We start from the raw sequence: 20,600 nt of genomic DNA on the forward strand, positions 1-20,600 counted from the left end.
TGATGCTTCGCTTTTTAGCGTTTACGGAGAGGCATGTTCATGACAAGAGGTCTTCATCGGCCCGACGAGTTCCGAGACAACTGTGGTTTCGGCCTGATCGCTCACATGGAAGGGCAGTCCAGCCACCACCTGCTGGCCACTGCCATCGAATCCCTGACCTGCATGACGCACCGTGGCGGCATCAACGCCGATGGCAAGACCGGTGACGGCTGTGGGCTGCTGCTGGGGATGCCGACAGGGTTCATGCGAGACATTGCCCGGGCGTCGCTGCAGGCAGAGCTGGGTGACAATTTCGCTGTGGGCGTGGTGTTCTTCCCCGACGACGACGACCGTGAAATGAAAGCGCGGGGCGTCGTCGAGGAAGAGCTCGCCGCCCGCAGCCTGACCTTTCATGGCTGGCGCGATGTGCCGGTAGACGACAGTGTCTGTGGACCGCTGGCGCAGTCGTGCATGCCGCGTATTCGCCAGATGTTTGTATCACCGGCCGCAGGGCGCGACGGCGATCTCGACTTCAACGTCGATCTTTATATGGCGCGCCGATTTGCCGAGCAAAAGCTCAAGAGCGAAGAAGAATTTTACGTCTGCTCGCTCTCTTCAAAGGTGGTCTCCTACAAGGGCCTGATGATGCCGGCGGATCTGCCGACCTTCTATCAGGACCTGGGCGATGAGCGCATGGAGACCTCGATCTGCGTCTTCCACCAGCGTTTTTCGACCAATACGGCACCGCGCTGGCCGCTGGCCCAGCCGTTTCGCTTTCTGGCCCATAACGGTGAAATCAACACCATCGAGGCCAACCGCAGCTGGGCCAACTCGCGCAAGGAGAACTTTGCGACCGAGCGGCTGAAAGACATCGAAGGGCTCGATGAGGTCGTCAATACCACGGGCTCCGACTCGTCCAGCATGGATAACATGCTCGAGCTTCTGCTGACCGGGGGCATGGAGCTTTATCGCGCCGTGCGCCTGATGGTGCCGCCGGCGTGGCAGAACGTCGAAACCATGGACAGCGAGCTGCGCGCCTTTTACGAATACAACTCCATGCACATGGAAGCATGGGACGGCCCGGCCGGTATCGTGCTGACCGACGGTCGCCACGCCGTGTGCATGCTGGACCGTAACGGTCTGCGCCCGGCCCGCTGGGTGATCACCGACAACGGCTATATCACGCTCGCCTCGGAAATCGGCGTATGGAATTACCCCAGTGGTTCGGTTGTGGCCAAGGGCCGTGTGGGGCCAGGGCAGATCCTGTCGGTGGATACCCATACCGGCGAGGTGCTGCATACCCGCGATGTCGATGACAAGCTCAAGCGTGCCTATCCCTACAAGCGCTGGCTCAAGGAAAATGCTCACTATCTGGAATCGGCGCTGACCGAGCTGGCCGAGTTCCAGGCCGTGGACGAAGGGCAGCTGCTGGCGATGGAGAAAATGTTCCTCGTGACCAATGAGGAGCGCGATCAGGTGCTGCGGCCGCTGGCTGAAACCGGCCAGGAGGCGGTCGGCTCGATGGGGGATGACACCCCCATGGCCGTTCTGTCGCGCCAGCCGCGACTTCTGAGCGACTTTTTCCGTCAGAAGTTTGCCCAGGTTACCAATCCGCCGATCGATCCGCTGCGTGAAGCGATCGTCATGTCGCTGGAAACCTGTCTGGGCGCCGAGCGCAGCGTCTTTGAGGCCACGCCCGATCACGCCCATCGTCTGATTCTGACCACGCCGGTGCTGTCACCGCGCAAGTTCACGGCGCTGACCGAACACGACGATCCGGTCTTTGCCAGCTGTCGCCTGCCGATGATGTATGACGGCGAGTCGATGAGTCTGAAAGAGGCCCTCGTGCATCTGCGTCAGCGGGCCGAAGAGTGCGCGCGTGCCGGCTGCGTGGTGCTGGTGCTTTCCGACAACGGCCTTCAAAAGGGGCAGCTGCCGATCCATCCGGCACTGGCCGTCGGCGCCGTGCACCAGCATCTGGGTCGTCTGGCCCTGCGTCCGCGGGTCAATCTGGTGGTCGAAACCGGCTATGCCCGTGACGCTCATCAAATGGCGGTGCTTTTCGGTGTCGGCGCCACGGCGGTGTATCCGTGGCTGGCCTATCAGACCATGGCGGACATGTACCGCACCGGCGAGCTGACCGGCAACCCGGCAGACGGGCGCGAGAACTATCGTCGCGGTCTGCAAAAGGGCCTGTTCAAGATCCTCTCCAAGATGGGAATCTCGCACATTGCCTCCTACCGTGGCTCGCAGCAGTTTGAGGCGGTGGGGCTGTCTTCCGAGATCATGGACCTTTGCTTTCACGGCATGGCCTCGCGCATTGAAGGCACCGGCTTTGCCGAGCTGCAGCTTCAGCAGGAGCTTTTGGCCAAGGATGCCTGGACGGCGCGCAAGCCGATCCGACAGGGCGGCATCTATCGCTACGTGCACGGCCACGAGTACCACGCCTACAACCCGGATGTGGTCAAAAAGCTTCAGGAAGCCGTGCAGGAAAACAGCTTCGAAAAATGGAAGGTGTTCGCGGCACTGGTCAATGAGCGTCCGGTAGCGACCATCCGCGACATGCTCAAGCTCAAGGCCGGCGCCGAGCCGATTGATCTGAGCGAAGTCGAGCCGATTGAAAAGCTGCTGCCGCGCTTTGACAGTGCCGGCATGTCGCTTGGCGCGCTCTCGCCCGAGGCACACGAGTCGCTGGCTCAGGCCATGAACGAGGCGGGCGGGCGCTCCAACTCGGGTGAAGGCGGTGAAGACCCGGCGCGTTACGGCACGATTCGCTCGTCCAAGATCAAGCAGATTGCCTCAGGGCGCTTTGGTGTGACGCCGGCCTATCTGGTCAACGCCGAAGTCATGCAGATCAAGGTTGCCCAGGGCGCCAAGCCCGGCGAGGGCGGTCAGCTGCCGGGGGGCAAGGTCAACGCGCTGATTGCCAAGCTTCGCTACGCCGTGCCCGGTGTGACGCTGATCTCGCCGCCGCCGCACCACGACATCTATTCGATCGAGGATCTGGCCCAGCTGATCTTTGACCTGAAGCAGGTCAATCCGGCCGGTCAGGTGTCGGTCAAGCTGGTGTCCGAGCCCGGCATTGGCACCATCGCCACCGGTGTGGCCAAGGCCTACGCCGACCTGATCACGGTGTCGGGTTATGACGGCGGCACGGCGGCAAGCCCGCTGACCTCGATCAAGCATGCCGGCTCGCCCTGGGAGCTGGGGCTGCCCGAGGTGCATCAGGCCCTGCGCATCAACGGCATGCGCGGGCGGATTCGCCTGCAGACCGATGGCGGTCTGAAAACCGGGCTGGACGTCATCAAGGCCGCCATTCTGGGCGCCGAGAGCTTCGGCTTTGGTACCGCCCCGATGGTGGCGCTGGGCTGCAAGTATTTGCGCATCTGCCACCTCAACAACTGTGCTACCGGTGTCGCCACCCAGCATCAGGGCCTGCGCGACGAGCATTTCCGCGGCACGGTGGACATGGTCAAGAACTACTTCCGCTTCATTGCCGAAGAAGTGCGCGAGCTGATGGCCATGCTCGGCGTACGCCAGCTGACCGACCTGATCGGGCGGGTGGATCTGCTTGAAAAGATCGAGGGCGAAACCCGCTCCCAGCGCGCGCTCGAGTTTGAATCGCTTCTGTATAACGATTTCGTGCCGGACGATGCGCCGCAGTTCTGTCAGGTGGAGCGCAACGTGCCTCACGATGGCGGCGAGAAGAACCTCGAAATCATGGCGCTGACGCGTGAGGCGCTCGAGGAGCAAAGCGGTGGCGAGTTCCATCTCACGACCACCAACTGTGACCGCTCGATCGGTGCCACGCTCTCCGGGGCCATTGCCAAGCGCTACGGCGAGGCCGGCATCGAAGACACGCCGATCACGCTGCGCCTCAAGGGCATTGCCGGTCAGAGTTTCGGGGTGTGGAACGCCCGCGGGCTCAACATGTATCTCGAAGGTGATGCCAACGACTACGTCGGCAAGGGCATGAATGGTGGCAGGCTGATCATCACCCCGCCAAAGGACAGCCGTTTCGAAAGTCGCCATACGGCGATCATCGGCAACACCTGTCTGTATGGTGCCACTGGTGGCACGCTCTATGCGGCGGGCACGGCCGGCGAGCGCTTTGCGGTACGAAACTCGGGCGCCTTTGCGGTCATTGAAGGCGCCGGTGACCATTGCTGCGAATACATGACCGGTGGTGTGGTCACGGTGCTGGGCAGGACCGGGCTCAACTTCGGGGCAGGCATGACCGGCGGCTTTGCCTTTGTACTCGATCTGGATCGCGAGTTCGTGGACAGCTACAACCACGAGCTGGTCGAGATTCAGCGCGTCAATACCGAGTACATGGAAGCCTATCGGCGCTATCTGCGTGAAACGCTCGAGGCCTATGTCTCTGAAACCGGGTCCGCCTGGGGTCACGAGATCCTTGAGGATTTCACCGAATTTGTCCGCTATTTCTGGCTGGTGAAGCCCAAGGCCGCAAGCCTTGGAACCCTTCTGGCCGAATCCCGCCGCCGGCCCGAGTGAGGAGTGAATTCAAATGGCAGAACAGCTCTCCAACGATTTTCAGTTTATCGATGTGGGTCGTCAGGACCCGAAGAAAAAGGAAGCACACCTGCGCGTGCAGGAGTTCGGCGAGATCTATGAAGAGTATCGCCCGCGCGATGCCGCAAGCCAGGCGCATCGCTGCCTGCACTGCGGCAATCCGTACTGTGAGTGGAAGTGCCCGGTGCACAACTACATCCCCAACTGGCTGAAGCTGGTCACCGAGGGGAATATTCTGGAAGCTGCGGAGCTTTCCCATCGCACCAACTCGCTGCCGGAAGTGTGCGGGCGCGTCTGCCCGCAGGATCGTCTGTGTGAAGGCGACTGCACGCTCAACGATGGCTTCGGTGCGGTCACCATCGGCTCGATCGAGAAATACATCACCGATACGGCCTTTGCGATGGGCTGGCGGCCGGATATGTCAGGCGTTGAGTGGACCGACAAGCGTGTGGCGGTGATCGGAGCAGGCCCGGCAGGCCTGGGCTGCGCCGATGTACTGGTGCGCAACGGGGTCAGGCCGGTGGTCTATGACCGCTATCCGGAAATCGGCGGGCTTCTGACCTTCGGCATTCCCGAATTCAAGCTTGAAAAGAACGTCATGCAGCGCCGTCGCAAGGTGTTCGAGGAGATGGGCGTCGAGTTTCGCCTGGGCGTGAACATCGGCACCGATATCGCGATCACCGAGCTGCTGTCGGAGTTTGACGCCGTCTTCATGGGCATGGGTACCTACAAGTACATGGAAGGGGGCTTCCCCGGCGAGCAGCTCGAAGGTGTCTACAAGGCGCTGGACTACCTGATCGGCAACGTGAACCACAATCTGGGGTTTGCCAACACCGGCCCCGACTTCGTCTCGCTCAAGGGCAAGCGTGTCGTGGTGCTCGGTGGCGGCGATACGGCGATGGATTGCAACCGGACTGCCCTGCGTCAGGGGGCCGATGAGGTGACCTGCGTCTACCGTCGCGATGAGGCCAACATGCCCGGCTCGCGTCGTGAGGTGAAAAATGCCCGCGAGGAGGGCGTTGAATTTCTGTTCAACCGTCAGCCCATCGCCGTGGTCGGTGAAGACGGTCGGGTCGAGGGCATCAAGGTCGTGCGCACTCGCATGGGCGACCCGGACGAAAACGGCCGTCAGCGCGCCGAGGTGGTCCCGGATTCCGAAGAAATCATCGAGTGCGAAGCGGTCGTGGTCGCCTTTGGTTTTCAGCCCCATGAAGTGGACTGGTACAGCGATCATCGCGTCGAGGTTGATGATCGTGGTCGCGTGCTGGCGCCCGAGCAGGGCGACATGGAAATGAAGCGCTTTGCCTACCAGACCGGCAACGAGAAGATCTTTGCCGGCGGCGATATGGTGCGTGGTTCGGATCTGGTGGTGACCGCCGTCTTTGAGGGTCGCCAGGCCGCCGAAGGCATTCTGGACTACCTGCAGGTCTGATCACGACCGGGCAGTTTCCGAGGGCGTCGGCAGTCATGCCGACGCCCTTTTTTTGGCTTGAATCCGGACGCGTTTGTGCCCATGTCGGTGGTATGTGCGCCCTTGAGTCTATACAGTGGCGCCCTCGCGATACATTGCAACGAACGAACAAGGGTAGAGAACATGATCAGGCTGGAACGCAATATTCTGGATCAGGCCAATAACCATATGCGTGAACTGGAAGATCATGTCATGGGCAACAATGACGGTGACCAGGCAAAGGCACTGGACACCTGCAGCCAGCTCACGGCACTGCTGGCACTGGCCGACATCCGTGACAGCGGCATGTCCGACGAGTGTGCCGGCATGCTGGAAGAGATCGAGCGCCGCTCAAAGTTGGTGATCTCAAAGCTTAACGACAGTCGTCTGAGCATCTAAACGCCTCGCCAGACCGTGAAGCGGGCGCCCTTGATCAGGGCGCCCGTTTTTTATGGATAGCCATAATGTATTCTCAATCGGCGTCGTTGAGTCAAATAAAAGAGCAGAGGCATGTACAGCGTCTGTTGGGCATATCGAACCGTTTGAGGGGAAAGGCATGACGGTCGTCTTTAAAGCGTGCGGGCCGGAAGATGCATCGACAGTGGCGCAGGTGGGGCGTGAAACCTATCGCCAGACGTTTGGGCCCATGAATGATGAACAGATCATCATGCAGTATCTTGATCGCGCCTTTGATCTTGATGTGGTGACAAAAGAGCTTGGCCACCCGCAGTCCAGGTTCTGGCTGCTTGAGGTCGACGGCCATGTCGCCGGCTATCTCAAGATGAATTGGGGGGACGCCCAGACCGAATCTCGGGAAGAGGACGGTATCGAAATCGAAAGGATTTACCTGCTAAAGACCTTTCAGGGGCGTGGGCTTGGTCGGATGTTGTTTGACCAGGTGATGGCCGTTGCCCGGTCATCCGGCAGTCATTTTGTCTGGCTGGGGGTATGGGAAAACAACCACCAGGCCATCGGGTTCTATACGTCCATGGGATTTGAAATTATGGGTACCCACGACTTCCACATGGGCGAAGTCGTGGATACCGACTACATCATGCGCCTGACGCTTTAGCCCGCGGCAGGCATATGGCTATGCCGCGAGGCTCAGGCAATCTCGATACGTCCCTTGAGCGTTTCCTCGCTCTGCTCTGACGTATCGTTTAATACTCTGCGGGCATCATTGAGTTTTTCCGGGTCCATGTTGAGCTGCAGCACGCCCTTGACCCTGCCGTCTTCCAGGTAATACACCACGCCTTTCTCCTGCGGGGTTTCCCAGTCCTCGACGGTCTCAAGTGAGCTGTCGAGTGTGCCGACGGCCTTATAGGCCATGTCGAAAACCGTGGAGTAGAAATATGGCGTGTGGTCGTAGGTCTCACGGCTGCCGGCCATGATGTGGCCCACGGTGATGCCGGACTGGTTGGCGTGATCGACGTGCTCGATACGACGGCGGCCCAGAATCCGGTCCGGATAGCAGGCGACGTCGCCGGCGGCGAAGATATGCTCATCGGCGGTCTGCAGCCGCTCGTTGACCATGATACCGCCATCTACCTCAAGGCCGGCCTGTTCGGCGATCTCAATATTGGGCGTGACTCCAAGGCCGAACACCACCGCGTCGGCTTCCAGCGTGCTGCCGTCATCGAGTGACAGGGTTACGCGCTCTCCCTGTACCTGTCCGGTGTCGACGCTGCGACTGCCCAACAGTTTCACGCCCTGATCCAGATAGGTCTGATGAAAGCAGCTGGCCAGCGACGGCGGAAACATCCTGCTGCCCAGCACTTCCTCGGGATAGACCAGCGTGACCTGCGTGTCATTTTGCACCAGTGCCGCGGCAATCTCGGTGCCGATATAGCTGCCACCCACCACAACGATATGGCGCTGATTGCCTGACAGCTCGCGCAGGCGGTCATAGTCACGCACGGTGCGAAAATAGAGCACGCGCTCGCCTGCCGGCAGGTCATCCAGTGTCACAACCGTGCCGCCGGTGGCCAGTAGCAGCCTGTCGTAGCCGTGCACCTCGCCCGAGGCCGTTGTCACGGTTTTCTCGTCACGATTGATGCTCTGCACGCGCGTGTCGGTATACAGCGTGGTGTGGTCATCCTGCTCCGGCTGCATCCAGATCTTGTCGTAGGTGAAATCGGGATCGGTCCAGAGCTTTTTGGAAAGCGCGGGGCGGGTGACCGGGCCGTCGGGTTCGGCGCCCAGAATGGCAATACTGCCCGTTTTGTCGTGCTCGCGAATGCCGTCGACGGCGTTGGCGGCCACCATGCCGGCTCCGATAATCAGATAATCATGGCGTTGCATATCGACTCCCTGTCCTGAAATGCGTTGAGTGCAGTTCCGGCCTCCGGCCGGCAAACCTGATAGCTCAAGCGTAGTTCACGACAGGCAGCGGTGTCGGGGCAAATCAGGAGGGGCGAGGCATCAGACCATTCATGATGAGTGTCTGGAGATGACTGACGGCCGCTTCCAGAAAGACCGGGTCTTCAAGGGTGTTTCCGGAAATGGCCTCAATCTGAACGGTAAAATCAGCGTAGTGCTGGGTGGTGGCCCACAGGAGATAGAACAGATGCCATGCATCGGTCGGTGCGATGTCGCCGCGCTCGACCCATTGCTCAATGACTTTTGCCTTGTCATCGACCAGCGCGCGCAGACTGCCCTTCAGTATGCCCCCCAGGTGCGGCGCGCCCTGCACCATTTCCAGACAGTAAAGTCGCGAAGCCTCGGCATGATCACGCGAGAGCTCCAGCTTGAGGCGAATGTAGTGGCGAATGGCGGGCAGGGCATCAGCATCAGATTGTAGCGCCTGAAAGGGGGCAATCCAGAGATCAAGCATGTCACCAAGCACGGCGGTATAGAGCGCTTCCTTGGTCGGATAGTGATAGATCAGATTGGTTTTGGAGACGCCGGCACGCTCGGCCACTTGATCGAGGCTGGTTCCATGCAGGCCAAAGCGCGAGAAAAAGTGCAGGGCGGCCTGGCGCATGCCGGCCCGGCGTTGCTCGATGGCTCCGCGACGCTTGCTGTTGGCAGGCACTGCCTTCAAACGGGTCTGGTCATCATTCATTGATGCGTCATCATCATCGCTTGTAGGAGCTCCAGGATATCAGAGGTTACCCCCCATGGCTTTCATCCGGGAGGATGCGTCAGTTTTTATACCGTTGTAAAAGGGGATGGGTCACTGTTTTGAAGCATGTGCTTCGCTGTTGTGCCTGCGATCAAGCGGTTCTGTCATGGCATGCCGAACGAAAGGCGGCCTGTCGCCCGATCCTTCAGGGAGTGGGGCGCGGGAGCATGACACCATCATGGAGAAGCATCCAGTCGCCCGGGACGGTAGAATGCGCGCCAAATGGCATCCGATGACAAGGCTGGAGTAGACAAGCAATGGCACAATCCTGGTTTCCACGCTGGCAGCCTGCCGACGCTGGCAAGGGCGGACTGGTCGCGCCTGATGAGCGCCTGAGTGCCGGCCAGACGCTGCTCATGGGCGTTCAGCATGCGGTGGCCATGTTCGGCTCGACCGTGTTGGCGCCTTTATTGATGGGCTTTGATGCCAACCTGGCCATTTTGATGTCCGGTATCGGCACGCTGCTGTTCTTTCTGATCGTGGGCGGGCGTGTGCCAAGCTATCTGGGCTCGAGCTTTGCCTTTATCGGTGTGGTGATTGCGGCGACTGGTTACGCTGGCAGCGGCGGCAATCCCAATATCGCTCTGGCGCTGGGCGGTATCATCGCCTGCGGTGCGATCTATGCTCTGGTGGGCCTTGTGGTCATGGCACTGGGCACTCGCTGGATCGAAATCCTGTTGCCACCGGTGGTTACCGGAGCGATCGTCATGACCATCGGGCTCAATCTGGCACCGGTGGCAGTGTCGAGCGTGGCCGACTCCTCCTTTGACAGTGTCATGGCGCTGGTGACCATCCTCTGCGTCGGGCTGGCAGCGGTATTCACGCGCGGCATGCTGCAGCGACTGTTGATTCTGGTCGGGCTGGTAGCGGCCTATATCCTCTATGCCGTGGTCACCAATGGTCTGGGCTGGGGCACGCCGATTGACTTCTCGGTGATCTCACAGGCGGCCTGGTTTGGCCTGCCGACCTTCACGACTCCCGAGTTCAGCGCCCATGCGATGGTATTGATCGCGCCGGTGGCGGTGATTCTGGTCGCCGAAAATCTTGGCCACATCAAGGCGGTCGGCGCGATGACCCAGCGCAATCTCGACCCTTATATCGGCCGCGCCTTTCTGGGGGACGGTCTGGCAACCATGCTCTCCGGGTCGGCCGGGGGTACCGGGGTGACGACCTATGCCGAAAATATCGGCGTCATGGCAGTGACCCGCGTCTACTCGACGTTGATCTTCGTGGCGGCTGCCGGCTTTGCGATCCTTCTGGGCTTTTCACCTCGTTTTGGGGCGGTGATTCACACCATCCCCGGGCCAGTGCTGGCCGGCACCTCGATTGTCGTTTTTGGCCTGATTGCCGTGGCCGGCGCGCGCATCTGGATCGAGAACAACGTGGATCTGGCGGATAACGCCAACCTGATCGTGGTCGCCGTCACGCTGGTGCTGGGTGCCGGCAATTTCTCGCTGAGCCTTGGACAGTTCACGCTTGATGGCATCGGTACCGCTACCTTCGGCGCGGTCATTTTGCATGCCATCCTGCGTCGCGGCACGGCGCGCAGGACGCTGGAAAGCGGTCACTGATCTCCTGCCTGTGGCCCTGTCATGCGTCTGGCATGACAGGGCCATGTCGTTATCACAACCGATGCTTTCGTTTTCAGGGGCCGTTCACGTTAGGCTTGTGTCATGACTGTCATAAGCGAGGGCGCTCCATGAACGAACAGCCGGATGAGGAACGACCGCTGGCCATGACGCGCGAGGTGCTCGAGGCCGACCGTCTGCGCGCCCATTACGAGAAATGCCATCCGCAGGAGATGCTGGTCTCCAACGACGCCTTTCGTGACTCGATCAACGAAATGCTTTCGAATCGGCCGCCCTGCGCCGAGAAGATCGATGGCGTGTATCTCTTTGCCTATGGCTCGCTGGTGTGGAATCCGTGTATCGAGGTCGAGGAGCGCCGGCGTGTGCGCCTTGAGGGCTATCACCGTGACTTTTGTCTGAATCTGGAGCATGGCCGCGGCACACCCGAATGTCCGGGGCTGATGCTGGCCCTGATCCCCGGCGGGGACAGTGAGGGCATGGCGCTTCGGGTCAGCGAACCGTATCTGGCGCACGAGCTTTTACTGGTGTGGCGACGCGAGATGATCACCGGTGCCTATGTGCCGTGCTGGGTGACGCTGGCCACCGATGAGGGCGAGCTGCCGGGTATTGCCTTTATCGCCAATCCGGACCACCCACGCTATCTGCCAGGGCTTTCGGATGGCGATATCGTTCATCGTCTGGCCCGGGCCACTGGCGTGCTGGGCAGTTGCCTCGAGTATCTTGATAACACGGTGGCAGGCCTGCGTGATCTGGGCGTCGAGGATACTTATCTGGCCCGAATACAGCGCGCCGTGCATGCCTATAATCGCACCGCGCGCAGCCGTTAGGAGCTTTGCATGTTTGTCGCAGACTGCCTCATTTCCTGCTGTACTGATAGCGACGAGATGCCTGCATCACCATCCCTTGGATATATGAATGAAAAAGCCGCAGACCCTTTTGTTTCAGGAAGATGGCCGCATTCCCAATAGCCGCTATCCCGTGCTGCTTTATCGCGCCATAACAGCAGAAGATGGCCTTTCGCTGGTAGCAACGCTTGAGGCCCTTTTTGAGCGAAACGGCTGGCCCGTTCAGTGGCGTGGCGGTGTCCTTGATGACCACCATTTTCACAGCACCGCCCACGAGGTGCTGGGGGTATATGACGGCGCCGCGACGTTGAGGCTGGGTGGCGAACAGGGCGATGACATCGAGGTCCGCGCCGGCGACGTGATGGTATTACCGGCGGGCACCGGACACTGTCGAATCAGTGCCAGCCATGATTTTGCCGTGACGGCCGGCTATCCGCGCGAGCAGGGAGACTGGGATATCTGTCGCAGCGGTGACAATACGCCCGCCGTTCGCAGCCGAATCGATGCGCTATCAAAGCCGGCGCGTGATCCGGTGGCAGGCGAAGCGGTGGGCGTGGCCAGCGACTGGGTCTGATGCTCATCGATAGCACGCTGCCGGTTCAGGGCAGCGTTGATCCAATTTCAGGAGGACATGCCGTTGACGGATGATCATCGCCAACGTGACCGCGCAGAAGATCGTGATACCCACGACAGCAGTGCTATCGTTTTTGAAGGGGTCACCAAGCGCTACAGCGATGGCACGGTGGCTGTCGAGTCGCTGGATCTGACCCTGCCGGCCGGCGAGCTGACCGTACTGGTGGGCCCCTCGGGCTGTGGCAAGACCACCACACTTCGCATGATCAACCGGCTGGAAACCCTGAGCGGTGGGCGACTTCTGATCGGTAACCGGGACGTCATGTCGGTGGATGCTACCCTGCTGCGTCGCCAGATCGGTTATGTCATGCAGCATTCGGGGCTCTTTCCCCACAAGACTATCGCCGACAACATCGCCGTTGTGCCGCGCCTGCTGGGCTGGGACAAAAAGCGCATTCGTGAGCGCGTCGCCGAGCTGGTCGAGCTGGTGGGACTTGATGAAGCGCTGGCCAAGCGCTATCCGCATCAGCTTTCCGGCGGCCAGCAGCAGCGTGTGGGACTGGCGAGGGCACTGGCCGCCGATCCGCCCATCCTTTTGATGGATGAACCCTTTGCTGCGGTCGATCCCATCGTGCGGGCCCACTTGCAGGAGGAATTTTTGAGTCTGCAGCGTCGGGTTCAAAAGACCATCGTCATGGTGACCCACGATATCGATGAGGCCATGAAGCTCGGTGACCGGGTGGCCATTTTTGCCCAGGGCGGCAAACTGGCCCAGTTCGATACGCCAGCGCGTCTTCTCTCGGCACCGGCGAGCGACTTTGTGATCGATTTTATCGGGGCCGATCGTGAACTGCGGCGTCTGGCGCTGGAGCGCCTCGACAGTCTGGAGCTGGACGCGGGTCTGACGGCACCGAGAGACGAGATCGTGGCGCGTGCGCGTAGTTATCTGCAGCAGGCCGGCAGCAGTGGCATCGTGGTGCTTGATGAGCATCGTGCCCCGCTCGGCTGGCTGGACTGGGAGACCCTCAAGCACGCCGATGATCGGGCACGGATCGATTCGTTGCCTCTCAAGCCTTGGCGCCATCGTCTCTATATGCATGACAACCTGCGAAGCGCGCTCAATGCCCTGATCAGTGCGCCGGGTGAGGTCATGCCGGTGCTCAATGATCAGGGGCGCTATTTGGGCGTGATCGATCAGCTGCAGCTGACAAGGCGCCTGTCATGAACTGGGACTGGGTCGTCTCCAACAGCCATCAGATTACGGCAGCGCTTTTGCAGCATGTACAGCTGGTCGGGCTGTCGCTGTTGTTCGGGTTTCTGATTGCCTTTCCTCTGGCACTGCTGGCGGTGCGCTGGCCGCGGCTTTATGGCCCGTCGCTGGCCATCACCGGGGTCATGTTTACCATTCCGTCACTGGCGCTGTTCATTTTGCTGATGCCCTTCACCGGGCTGTCGATGGCGACCTCGCTGATCGGGCTGACGCTCTACACGCTGTTGATCCTGTTCCGCAACATCGTTCAGGGACTGCGCGGGGTGTCGCCCATCGTGCGTGAAGCGGCACGGGCACTCGGCTATACGCCGGCTCGGCGGCTGTTTGCCGTTGAACTGCCCATTGCCCTGCCGGTCATCGTGGCAGGCATTCGCATAGCGGCAGTCACCATTATCGGCATGGTGACGGTCACCGCCCTGATCGGCCAGGGTGGACTGGGGCAGCTCTTCATCACCGGCTTTACCCTGAGTTTTGCCACTCCGCTGATCATCGGCTTTATGCTGTCGGTGGCGCTGGCGGTCACGGTGGATCTGGCGCTGGTCGGTCTTTTGTACTGTCTGACGCCCTGGCAGCGGGGAGTGCACTGATGAACAGTGATGTCATGACGCTCATGACCGGGGTAATCGACTTTTTCTCCCAGCCGATGAACTGGCAGGGGCCCGGCAGTATCCCCGACCATATTCTTGAGCATGTCACCTACGTGCTGATCTCAACGCTGATCGGCGCCGCTATCGCGCTGCCGATCGGCATTGGCCTGGGGCATAGCGGGCGCGGCGGACTGCTGGCCATTAACATCTCCAACATCGGGCGCGCCATTCCGGCCTTTGGCGTCATCATTCTGGTCTTTCTGCTGGTGGGTTATGGCGTGATTCCGGTGATCGTGGCACTGGTGGCACTGGCCATTCCGCCGATGGTCACCAACAGTTTTGTGGGCATGCGCGAGGTGGACCCGGCCGTACGCCAGGCCGCCGTGGCGCTGGGCATGACCGGCTGGCAGCGCCTGTGGCAGGTAGAGTTGCCGATTGCCATGCCGCTGATCATGGCAGGCGTTCGCACCTCTGCCGTACAGGTCATGTCGACGGCAACACTGGCCGCCTATGTGGGGCTGGGCGGTCTCGGGCGCTATCTGATCGACGGGCTTGCCGTGCGTGATCTCGCCCAGGTGCTGGTCGGCGCCATTCTGGTCGCCGTGCTGGCGGTCGTGACCGAGCTTTTGTTTGCGGGCCTTCAGAAGCTGATCACGGCCAAAGGGCTGCAGCAGCAAGGATGATGGCAATAGCAGGGGTGATGGCCTTGGCAGGATGCACGCAGTGCCCCTCTGGGCCAGAATCGACAGACCAATGACGAACACAAGGGAATGCACTTCATGACAAAAAGTATCAGGGTTATGAACAGAAACATGAGCATGGGCCGTGGGTGGAAACTGGGGCTCGGGGCCCTGGCACTGGCGGCGCTTTCCGGCTGCTCCGGCGGTGACGATGACAGTGCCGACAAGGGCACCACACAAAATGGCGACAAGGCTCAGGCGAGCCTGACCATCGGGTCGACCAATTTTCCTGAACAGCTGATTCTCGCCAACATCTACGCCGATGTGCTCCGAAGTGATGGGGTTAATGTCTCTACCCGCCTCAACCTGGGCTCGCGCGAGGTCGTGTTCCCGGCGCTGACCAATGGTGAAATCGATCTGCTGCCGGAATATTCCGGGGCGCTGATGACGTATCTTGATCAGGACGAGGCGCATGTTGACGCCCGCAATAATGAAGACGTCATGACGGCGCTGCGCAGCGTTCTGCCGGATGGGATCGAGGCGCTGGGCGCCTCGCCGGCCGAGGATCGCGATGCGCTGGTGGTCACCTCCGAGACGGCCGAGAAATACGGTCTGGAAACCTTTTCCGATCTGGCGCCGGTCTCGGGTGAGCTGACGCTGGGCGGGCCGCCGGAAACACGCACGCGTGATGTCGGCATTCCCGGGCTCAAGCGGGTTTATAACATCGAGTTTGACGGGTTCCGCTCACTGGATGCCGGCGGGCCGCTGACCCGTGGGGCGCTGTCCAACGGCGATATCGATGTGGCACGCATGTTCTCTTCTCAGGGCGCCATTGCCGAAAATAACTGGGTGGCGCTCAAGGATGACAAGGACCTGGAGCCGGCCCAGAACATCGTGCCGATCGCACGCACTGAGGCGCTCAATGATGAGATGCGCGACAGCCTCAACCGCGTGTCCAAAACTTTGACCACGGAAGACCTGCAGGACATGAACCATCGTGTCGAGATCGACAAGGCTGATCCGGCGCAGGTTGCCAGTCAGTGGGTCGAGGAGCACATGGACAGCGACCAGAAAACGGCGAATTAAGAAGCGCCACTGCTTTTGCTGCTGGCCAGCGCCGCCCTTCGAGGCGGCGTTTTTGTGTCGGCGTATTGCCGTATCGTCCGGGTCTGCACCGGCATTGACCAAAAAAACACCAGGTTGCACCGCGCATAAGGAAAAAAAGTCACGGCGGCAGGCACGAGGACAGAAAAAACTCCCGAGCGTCTCTGTCACGCTGGAAGGCAGGTGGCGACAGCCTGTTTACCGGCTGCCGGCATTCTCCTTTTCCATCACGTGCATTCATGACGCGCCTGCGTCCAGGAGGTGACATGCAGCTCAACGACCCACGCCTTTTTCGCCAGCTTGCCTATGTCGATGGCCAATGGACGGCCGGGCGCCGCAATCACGATGAGCCCGTACTGGACCCGGCCAACGGCGAAACGCTGGGACACTGCGCGCTGCTGGACGCCGAGCAGATCACTGGTGCCGTGACGGCGGCTGAGCGTGCCTTCGCCGGCTGGCGAGCGCTGTCGGTGGAGGAACGGGGCCGGCTTTTGCAGCGCTGGTACCAGCTTCTTCATGAACACCGCGAGGATCTGGCGCACCTGATGACGCTGGAGCAGGGCAAGCCGCTGCGCGATGCCCGTGGCGAGGTCGATTACGGCGCCAGCTTCATTCAATGGTTCGCCGAAGAGGCGCGCCGTGCCTACGGCATGACGATTCCGAGTCATATCCCCAACGCCCTGCTGGGCACGCTCAAGGAGCCGGTAGGGGTGTCGGTGATGATCACGCCCTGGAACTTCCCGCTGGCCATGATTACGCGCAAGGCAGGTGCGGCGCTGGCGGCCGGGTGTCCTGTCATCGTCAAGCCGGCCAATGAGACGCCGTTTACGGCGCTGGCGCTGGCGGAACTCGCCGAGCGCGCCGGTATTCCGCCAGGGGTGTTCAACGTGGTGACCGGGGAGCCTGCCACGGTATCGGAGGTGCTTTGCACCGATGACCGGGTGCGCTCGGTGTCATTTACCGGCTCCACGCGCGTGGGCAAGCTGCTGATTCGCCAGAGTGCCGGCAGCGTCAAGCGCATGTCACTGGAGCTCGGCGGCAATGCGCCCTTTATCGTCTGTGAGGATGTGGATGTCGACGAGGCTGCCCGTGATGCGGTGGCAGCGAAGTTCCAGACCGCCGGGCAGGACTGTCTGGCCGCCAATCGCATCTTCGTACATCGCCGTATTTATGATCGCTTTCTGGAGCGCTTTGCCGTGCACATGAAAGCCCTCAGGGTGGGCAGCGGCATGATGGAGGTCGATATCGGCCCGCTGATCCATCGCCGCGCGGTCGAGGCGGCTCAGGCCATCGTCGATGACGCTCTGGAACAGGGTGCACGTCTGGTGGCCGGGAACCAGTCGATGGCACCGGGCGCCAACTTCTTTATCCCCACGCTTCTAGCCGACATTACCCCGGCCATGCGCGTCTTCCGCGAAGAGACTTTCTCGCCGGTCGCCGGCGTGTGCGCTTTCGATGATGACGAGGCGGTCGTGGCGGCGGCCAACGACACCGAATATGGTCTGGCGGCCTATATCTACAGTAATGATGTCAAACGCATCTGGAAAATGATGCGCGGACTTGAGTACGGCATGGTCAGCGTCAATACGCTGAAAATGACCGGTGCACCGATTCCCTTTGGCGGGGTGAAGCAGTCGGGGCTTGGCCGCGAGGGTGGTGCTCAGGGGCTGGAGGAGTATCTGGATACCAAGTACTTCTGTCTGGGGAACATGCCGGGGCCGTCCGGCAGCTGAGGCCATGGCGCAACGCCGGCTGCCTTGAAGCAGCCGGCCCCGTGCGCCAGGGTGGAACGGTTCCAGAATAAAACGGTTCCAGAGTAAAACACCGTGGCGCATCCGCCTTTTACCGACCGAGAACGCCATGACCCGCTGTCCCGTGACCCTGCACGATATTTATCTTGCCCGCGCCCGGATCTCCGGTCAGGCGGTGAGAACGCCGCTGGTGAAATCCGTTTCTCTTTCTGAGCGCTTCGAGGCCGAGGTCTATCTCAAGCTTGAGACCCTGCAGCCCAGCGGGGCCTTCAAGCTCAGGGGCGCGCTCAACGCCATTGCCGCCCTTGACGAAACAGCGCTTGCCCGCGGCGTCACCACCGCCTCGACCGGCAACCACGGTCGGGCGGTGGCCTGGGCAGCGTCCCGGCTGGGCGCGCGCGCCATTATCTGCGTCTCGGAGCTGGTGCCGGCCAACAAGGTCGCCGCCATCGAGGCGCTGGGCGCCGAGGTACGCACGGTGGGGCGCAGTCAGGATGACGCCTTCGTCGAGGCGCGCTGGCTGGTAGAGGATGAGAGCATGACGCTGATCGAGCCCTTTGATGATCCGCTGATTGTGGCCGGGCAGGGCACCATCGGGCTTGAGCTGATGGAGGATGTGCCCGAACTCGACCGAGTGCTGATCGGCCTTTCCGGCGGTGGGCTGCTGGGGGGCATCGGGTGCGCCGTTCGCGGCATCAATCCGCGGGTGCAGGTGACCGGTATCAGCATGATGCACGGGGCGGCCATGATCGAGAGTCTGGCGGCCGGGCATCCGGTGGCGGTCGAGGAGGTCGAGACGCTGGCGGACTCGCTGGGTGGCGGCATTGGTCTTGAAAACCACTGCACCTGGCCATTGGTGCGTGAGGTGATGAGCGATCACTGCCAGGTCAGCGAACATGCCATTGCTTGTGCCATGGTGCACTTTCTGGAAACCGAGAAAATGCTGGTGGAAGGGGCCGCGGTCGTCGGACTGGCGGCGCTCGAGGAGCACGCCATTGATATTCGCGGGGAGCGGGTCGCGCTGATCGTCTCGGGCAACGGTGTGGACATGGCCACCTGGCAGCGGGCAAAAAACATGGTCGATCCATGAACCATCATGCAGAACACGGGAGCAGGGATGGAGCTTTATCACCGCATACAGATTCAGGACGTCGTTCGGCTTGATCACGCCGCGCTCGACGCCGTGGAAGCCGGCTTTCGCGCGCTGGGGCAGGGCCGGGTGGTGCAGCCGCCGATTCTTTCCATGGCGATTGAGGAATCCAACGGCGAGGTCGACGTCAAGACCGCCCACATTCGCGGCCATGATCGCTTTGCCATCAAGGTCAGCCCCGGGTTTTTTGACAACCCGTCACTGGGCCTGCCGAGTCTCAACGGGTTGATGATCGTCTTTTCGGCCAAAACCGGGCTGGTCGAGGCCGTGCTCTTTGATGAGGGGTATCTCACCGATATTCGCACTGCGCTGGCCGGTGCCATTGCCGCGAAGCACCTTTCGCGCCATGACAGTCGTCGAGCTACCGTCATCGGGGCGGGCGTCCAGGCCGAACTGCAGATCGCCGCGCTCAAGCTGGTGCGCGATATCGATACCGTCGATGTCTGGGCGCGCGACACCGACCGCGCCAACGCGTATGCCGAACGCATCCGCGAGCGTTTTGAAGGTCTCACTGTCAATGTGCATGGCGACATGGCAAGCGCCTGCCGCGAGGCAGACGTGATCATTACCACCACACCGTCGAAGTCGCCGCTGCTGGACGCCGGGCATCTGCCTGCGGGGGTTCATGTCACCGCCATGGGCTCGGACAGTCCGGAAAAACGGGAGCTCGAGGTGTCCGTGATGACGTGCGCCGATGTGTTCGTGGCCGATACCCGTGCCCAGAGCGAGAGCAACGGTGAACTCAAGGCCTGGGCTGGCAAAACGATGCCCTTTGAGGTGCAGGAACTGGGCCCAGTGATAGCGTCCGGCCAATCTCCCCGTACGGGGCACGATCAGATCACGGTATGCGATCTGACCGGCACCGGGGTGCAGGATACCGCCATTGCCAGCTTTGCGTTGAAAAGGCTGGTGGCGTAGGACTCAGACGGCGCCGGATTAGGGGAAGCGTTGTGTGGCTACCCGGGGAAACGGTGTACCGGTCAGGTCGTAAGGCGCATTGGCGCCACGGACCGTTCCTTGCCAGAGTGTCATGATCGTTTCATCAATCGGGGAGAGCTTCATGCGCATTCTGTTTACGGGCGGTAGCGGCAAGGCGGGCCGCCATGCGACGGCTTATCTTCGTGACCAGGGACATCGGGTCACCAATCTGGACTGGGCACCCTCTGATACGCCCGGCATCGCGCACCTGACCACCGATCTGACCGATGCAGGCCAGGTCTTCAATGCCTGCAGGGCTTATGCCAGCCCCGATGAGCTTGAACCGGGCACGGGCGTGCCGCAGTACGATGCCATCGTTCACTTTGCGGCCATACCGGCCATTTTGCACCGGCCGGATAACGAGACGTATCGCATCAATACGTTGAGCACCTACAACGTGCTCGATGCTGCCACCAAACTGGGCATTCCCAAGGTCATCTTTGCTTCCAGCGAAACCACCTACGGCATCTGTTTTGCCGATGGCGAGGTAAAGCCGGACTATCTGCCCGTGGATGAAGAACATCCCACGGTGCCTCAGGACAGCTACGCCATGAGCAAGGTGGTCAACGAGGTCACTGCGCGCTCTTTCCAGGCGCGCTCGGGGATCGACATCTATGGCCTGCGCATCAACAATGTGATCGAGCCGCACGAGTACCGTGAGATGTTTCCGGCGTTCATGGAAAATCCTGCGCTGCGGCGTCGCAACATCTTTGCCTACATTGATGCTCGCGATCTGGGGCGGATGGTGGAGTGCTGTCTGCAAACGGATGGACTGGGCTATCAGGTGTTCAACGTCGCCAATGATGATCTATCGGTGAGTCTGACCAGCGCCGAGGTGATCGAACGGTTCTATCCGGATGTGCCGCTCAAGCGTGAGATGGAGGAGTTCGAGACCTTTTACAGCAATGAGAAAGCGCGCCGTCTGGTCGGTTTCGTACCGAATCACTCCTGGCGAGACGAACTGGCGCAGTAGGGCCGGAACCGAGG

At 61.0% G+C, this 20,600-nt stretch carries 17 protein-coding genes; 15 read left to right on the plus strand and 2 right to left on the minus strand.

The features are described from left to right. Positions 1-39: 39 nt before the first annotated feature. From gltB to KSP9073_RS11175, 4 genes are all read left to right on the plus strand, one after another. Positions 40-4,494, plus strand: a complete 4,455-nt coding sequence (gltB, locus tag KSP9073_RS11160) for a glutamate synthase large subunit (RefSeq protein WP_108843393.1) — start codon at positions 40-42, stop codon at positions 4,492-4,494. Between the two features lie 13 nt (positions 4,495-4,507). Further along, on the plus strand, positions 4,508-5,944 hold the full coding sequence (locus KSP9073_RS11165; protein WP_108843044.1) for an FAD-dependent oxidoreductase: 1,437 nt from the start codon (positions 4,508-4,510) through the stop codon (positions 5,942-5,944). A 162-nt stretch (positions 5,945-6,106) separates the two neighbouring features. Continuing rightward, positions 6,107-6,361: a hypothetical protein gene (locus KSP9073_RS11170; RefSeq protein ID WP_108843045.1), complete on the plus strand. Its 255-nt coding sequence runs from the start codon at positions 6,107-6,109 to the stop codon at positions 6,359-6,361. Between the two features lie 157 nt (positions 6,362-6,518). Continuing rightward, positions 6,519-7,034: a GNAT family N-acetyltransferase gene (locus KSP9073_RS11175; protein WP_165814232.1), complete on the plus strand. Its 516-nt coding sequence runs from the start codon at positions 6,519-6,521 to the stop codon at positions 7,032-7,034. Positions 7,035-7,066: 32 nt separating this feature from the next. Here the strand turns inward: KSP9073_RS11175 and KSP9073_RS11180 are convergent, their stop codons facing one another. Together KSP9073_RS11180 and rutR are read right to left on the minus strand one after the other, a co-directional pair. Then, positions 7,067-8,263 carry an NAD(P)/FAD-dependent oxidoreductase gene (locus KSP9073_RS11180; RefSeq protein ID WP_108843047.1) on the minus strand — a complete coding sequence of 399 codons (1,197 nt, stop codon included), beginning with the start codon at positions 8,261-8,263 and terminating at the stop codon, positions 7,067-7,069. 103 nt (positions 8,264-8,366) lie between these two features. Further along, a complete protein-coding gene (gene rutR / locus KSP9073_RS11185) occupies positions 8,367-9,026 on the minus strand; it encodes an HTH-type transcriptional regulator RutR (RefSeq protein ID WP_108843048.1) in 660 nt (219 codons plus the stop codon). Between the two features lie 317 nt (positions 9,027-9,343). On the opposite strand from rutR, the gene KSP9073_RS11190 reads away from it, so the two are divergent. The 11 genes from KSP9073_RS11190 (at position 9,344) to KSP9073_RS11240 (ending at position 20,586) form a co-directional block, all read left to right on the plus strand. Next, positions 9,344-10,657, plus strand: a complete 1,314-nt coding sequence (locus KSP9073_RS11190; RefSeq protein ID WP_108843049.1) for a solute carrier family 23 protein — start codon at positions 9,344-9,346, stop codon at positions 10,655-10,657. A gap of 128 nt (positions 10,658-10,785) precedes the next feature. Beyond that, positions 10,786-11,502, plus strand: a complete 717-nt coding sequence (locus tag KSP9073_RS11195; protein WP_165814233.1) for a gamma-glutamylcyclotransferase — start codon at positions 10,786-10,788, stop codon at positions 11,500-11,502. 88 nt (positions 11,503-11,590) lie between these two features. After that, complete coding sequence (locus tag KSP9073_RS11200; protein WP_108843051.1) at positions 11,591-12,094, plus strand: cupin domain-containing protein; 504 nt, start codon at positions 11,591-11,593, stop codon at positions 12,092-12,094. Between the two features lie 57 nt (positions 12,095-12,151). Next, positions 12,152-13,318 carry an ATP-binding cassette domain-containing protein gene (locus KSP9073_RS11205; RefSeq protein ID WP_108843052.1) on the plus strand — a complete coding sequence of 389 codons (1,167 nt, stop codon included), beginning with the start codon at positions 12,152-12,154 and terminating at the stop codon, positions 13,316-13,318. Then, on the plus strand, positions 13,315-13,950 hold the full coding sequence (locus KSP9073_RS11210) for an ABC transporter permease (protein WP_108843053.1): 636 nt from the start codon (positions 13,315-13,317) through the stop codon (positions 13,948-13,950). The genes KSP9073_RS11205 and KSP9073_RS11210 overlap by 4 nt, the downstream gene beginning before the upstream one ends. Continuing rightward, complete coding sequence (locus KSP9073_RS11215) at positions 13,950-14,633, plus strand: ABC transporter permease (protein ID WP_207771462.1); 684 nt, start codon at positions 13,950-13,952, stop codon at positions 14,631-14,633. The genes KSP9073_RS11210 and KSP9073_RS11215 overlap by 1 nt, the downstream gene beginning before the upstream one ends. A 129-nt stretch (positions 14,634-14,762) precedes the next feature. After that, on the plus strand, positions 14,763-15,716 hold the full coding sequence (locus KSP9073_RS11220; protein ID WP_243409207.1) for an ABC transporter substrate-binding protein: 954 nt from the start codon (positions 14,763-14,765) through the stop codon (positions 15,714-15,716). A gap of 257 nt (positions 15,717-15,973) precedes the next feature. Continuing rightward, the gene (locus tag KSP9073_RS11225; RefSeq protein WP_165814234.1) at positions 15,974-17,467 is read left to right on the plus strand and encodes an NAD-dependent succinate-semialdehyde dehydrogenase; all 1,494 of its coding nucleotides are present in this window, start codon (positions 15,974-15,976) and stop codon (positions 17,465-17,467) included. A gap of 127 nt (positions 17,468-17,594) precedes the next feature. Further along, entirely contained in the window at positions 17,595-18,575 is a 981-nt protein-coding gene (gene eutB, locus KSP9073_RS11230) for a hydroxyectoine utilization dehydratase EutB (RefSeq protein WP_108843056.1), read from the plus strand. A 6-nt stretch (positions 18,576-18,581) separates the two neighbouring features. Then, positions 18,582-19,553 carry a cyclodeaminase gene (locus KSP9073_RS11235; protein ID WP_243409208.1) on the plus strand — a complete coding sequence of 324 codons (972 nt, stop codon included), beginning with the start codon at positions 18,582-18,584 and terminating at the stop codon, positions 19,551-19,553. Positions 19,554-19,695: 142 nt separating this feature from the next. Next, a complete protein-coding gene (locus KSP9073_RS11240; RefSeq protein ID WP_108843058.1) occupies positions 19,696-20,586 on the plus strand; it encodes an NAD-dependent epimerase/dehydratase family protein in 891 nt (296 codons plus the stop codon). Positions 20,587-20,600 lie beyond the last annotated feature (14 nt).

The organism is Kushneria phyllosphaerae (assembly GCF_900312995.1).
Classification (GTDB): Bacteria; Pseudomonadota; Gammaproteobacteria; order Pseudomonadales; family Halomonadaceae; genus Kushneria; species Kushneria phyllosphaerae.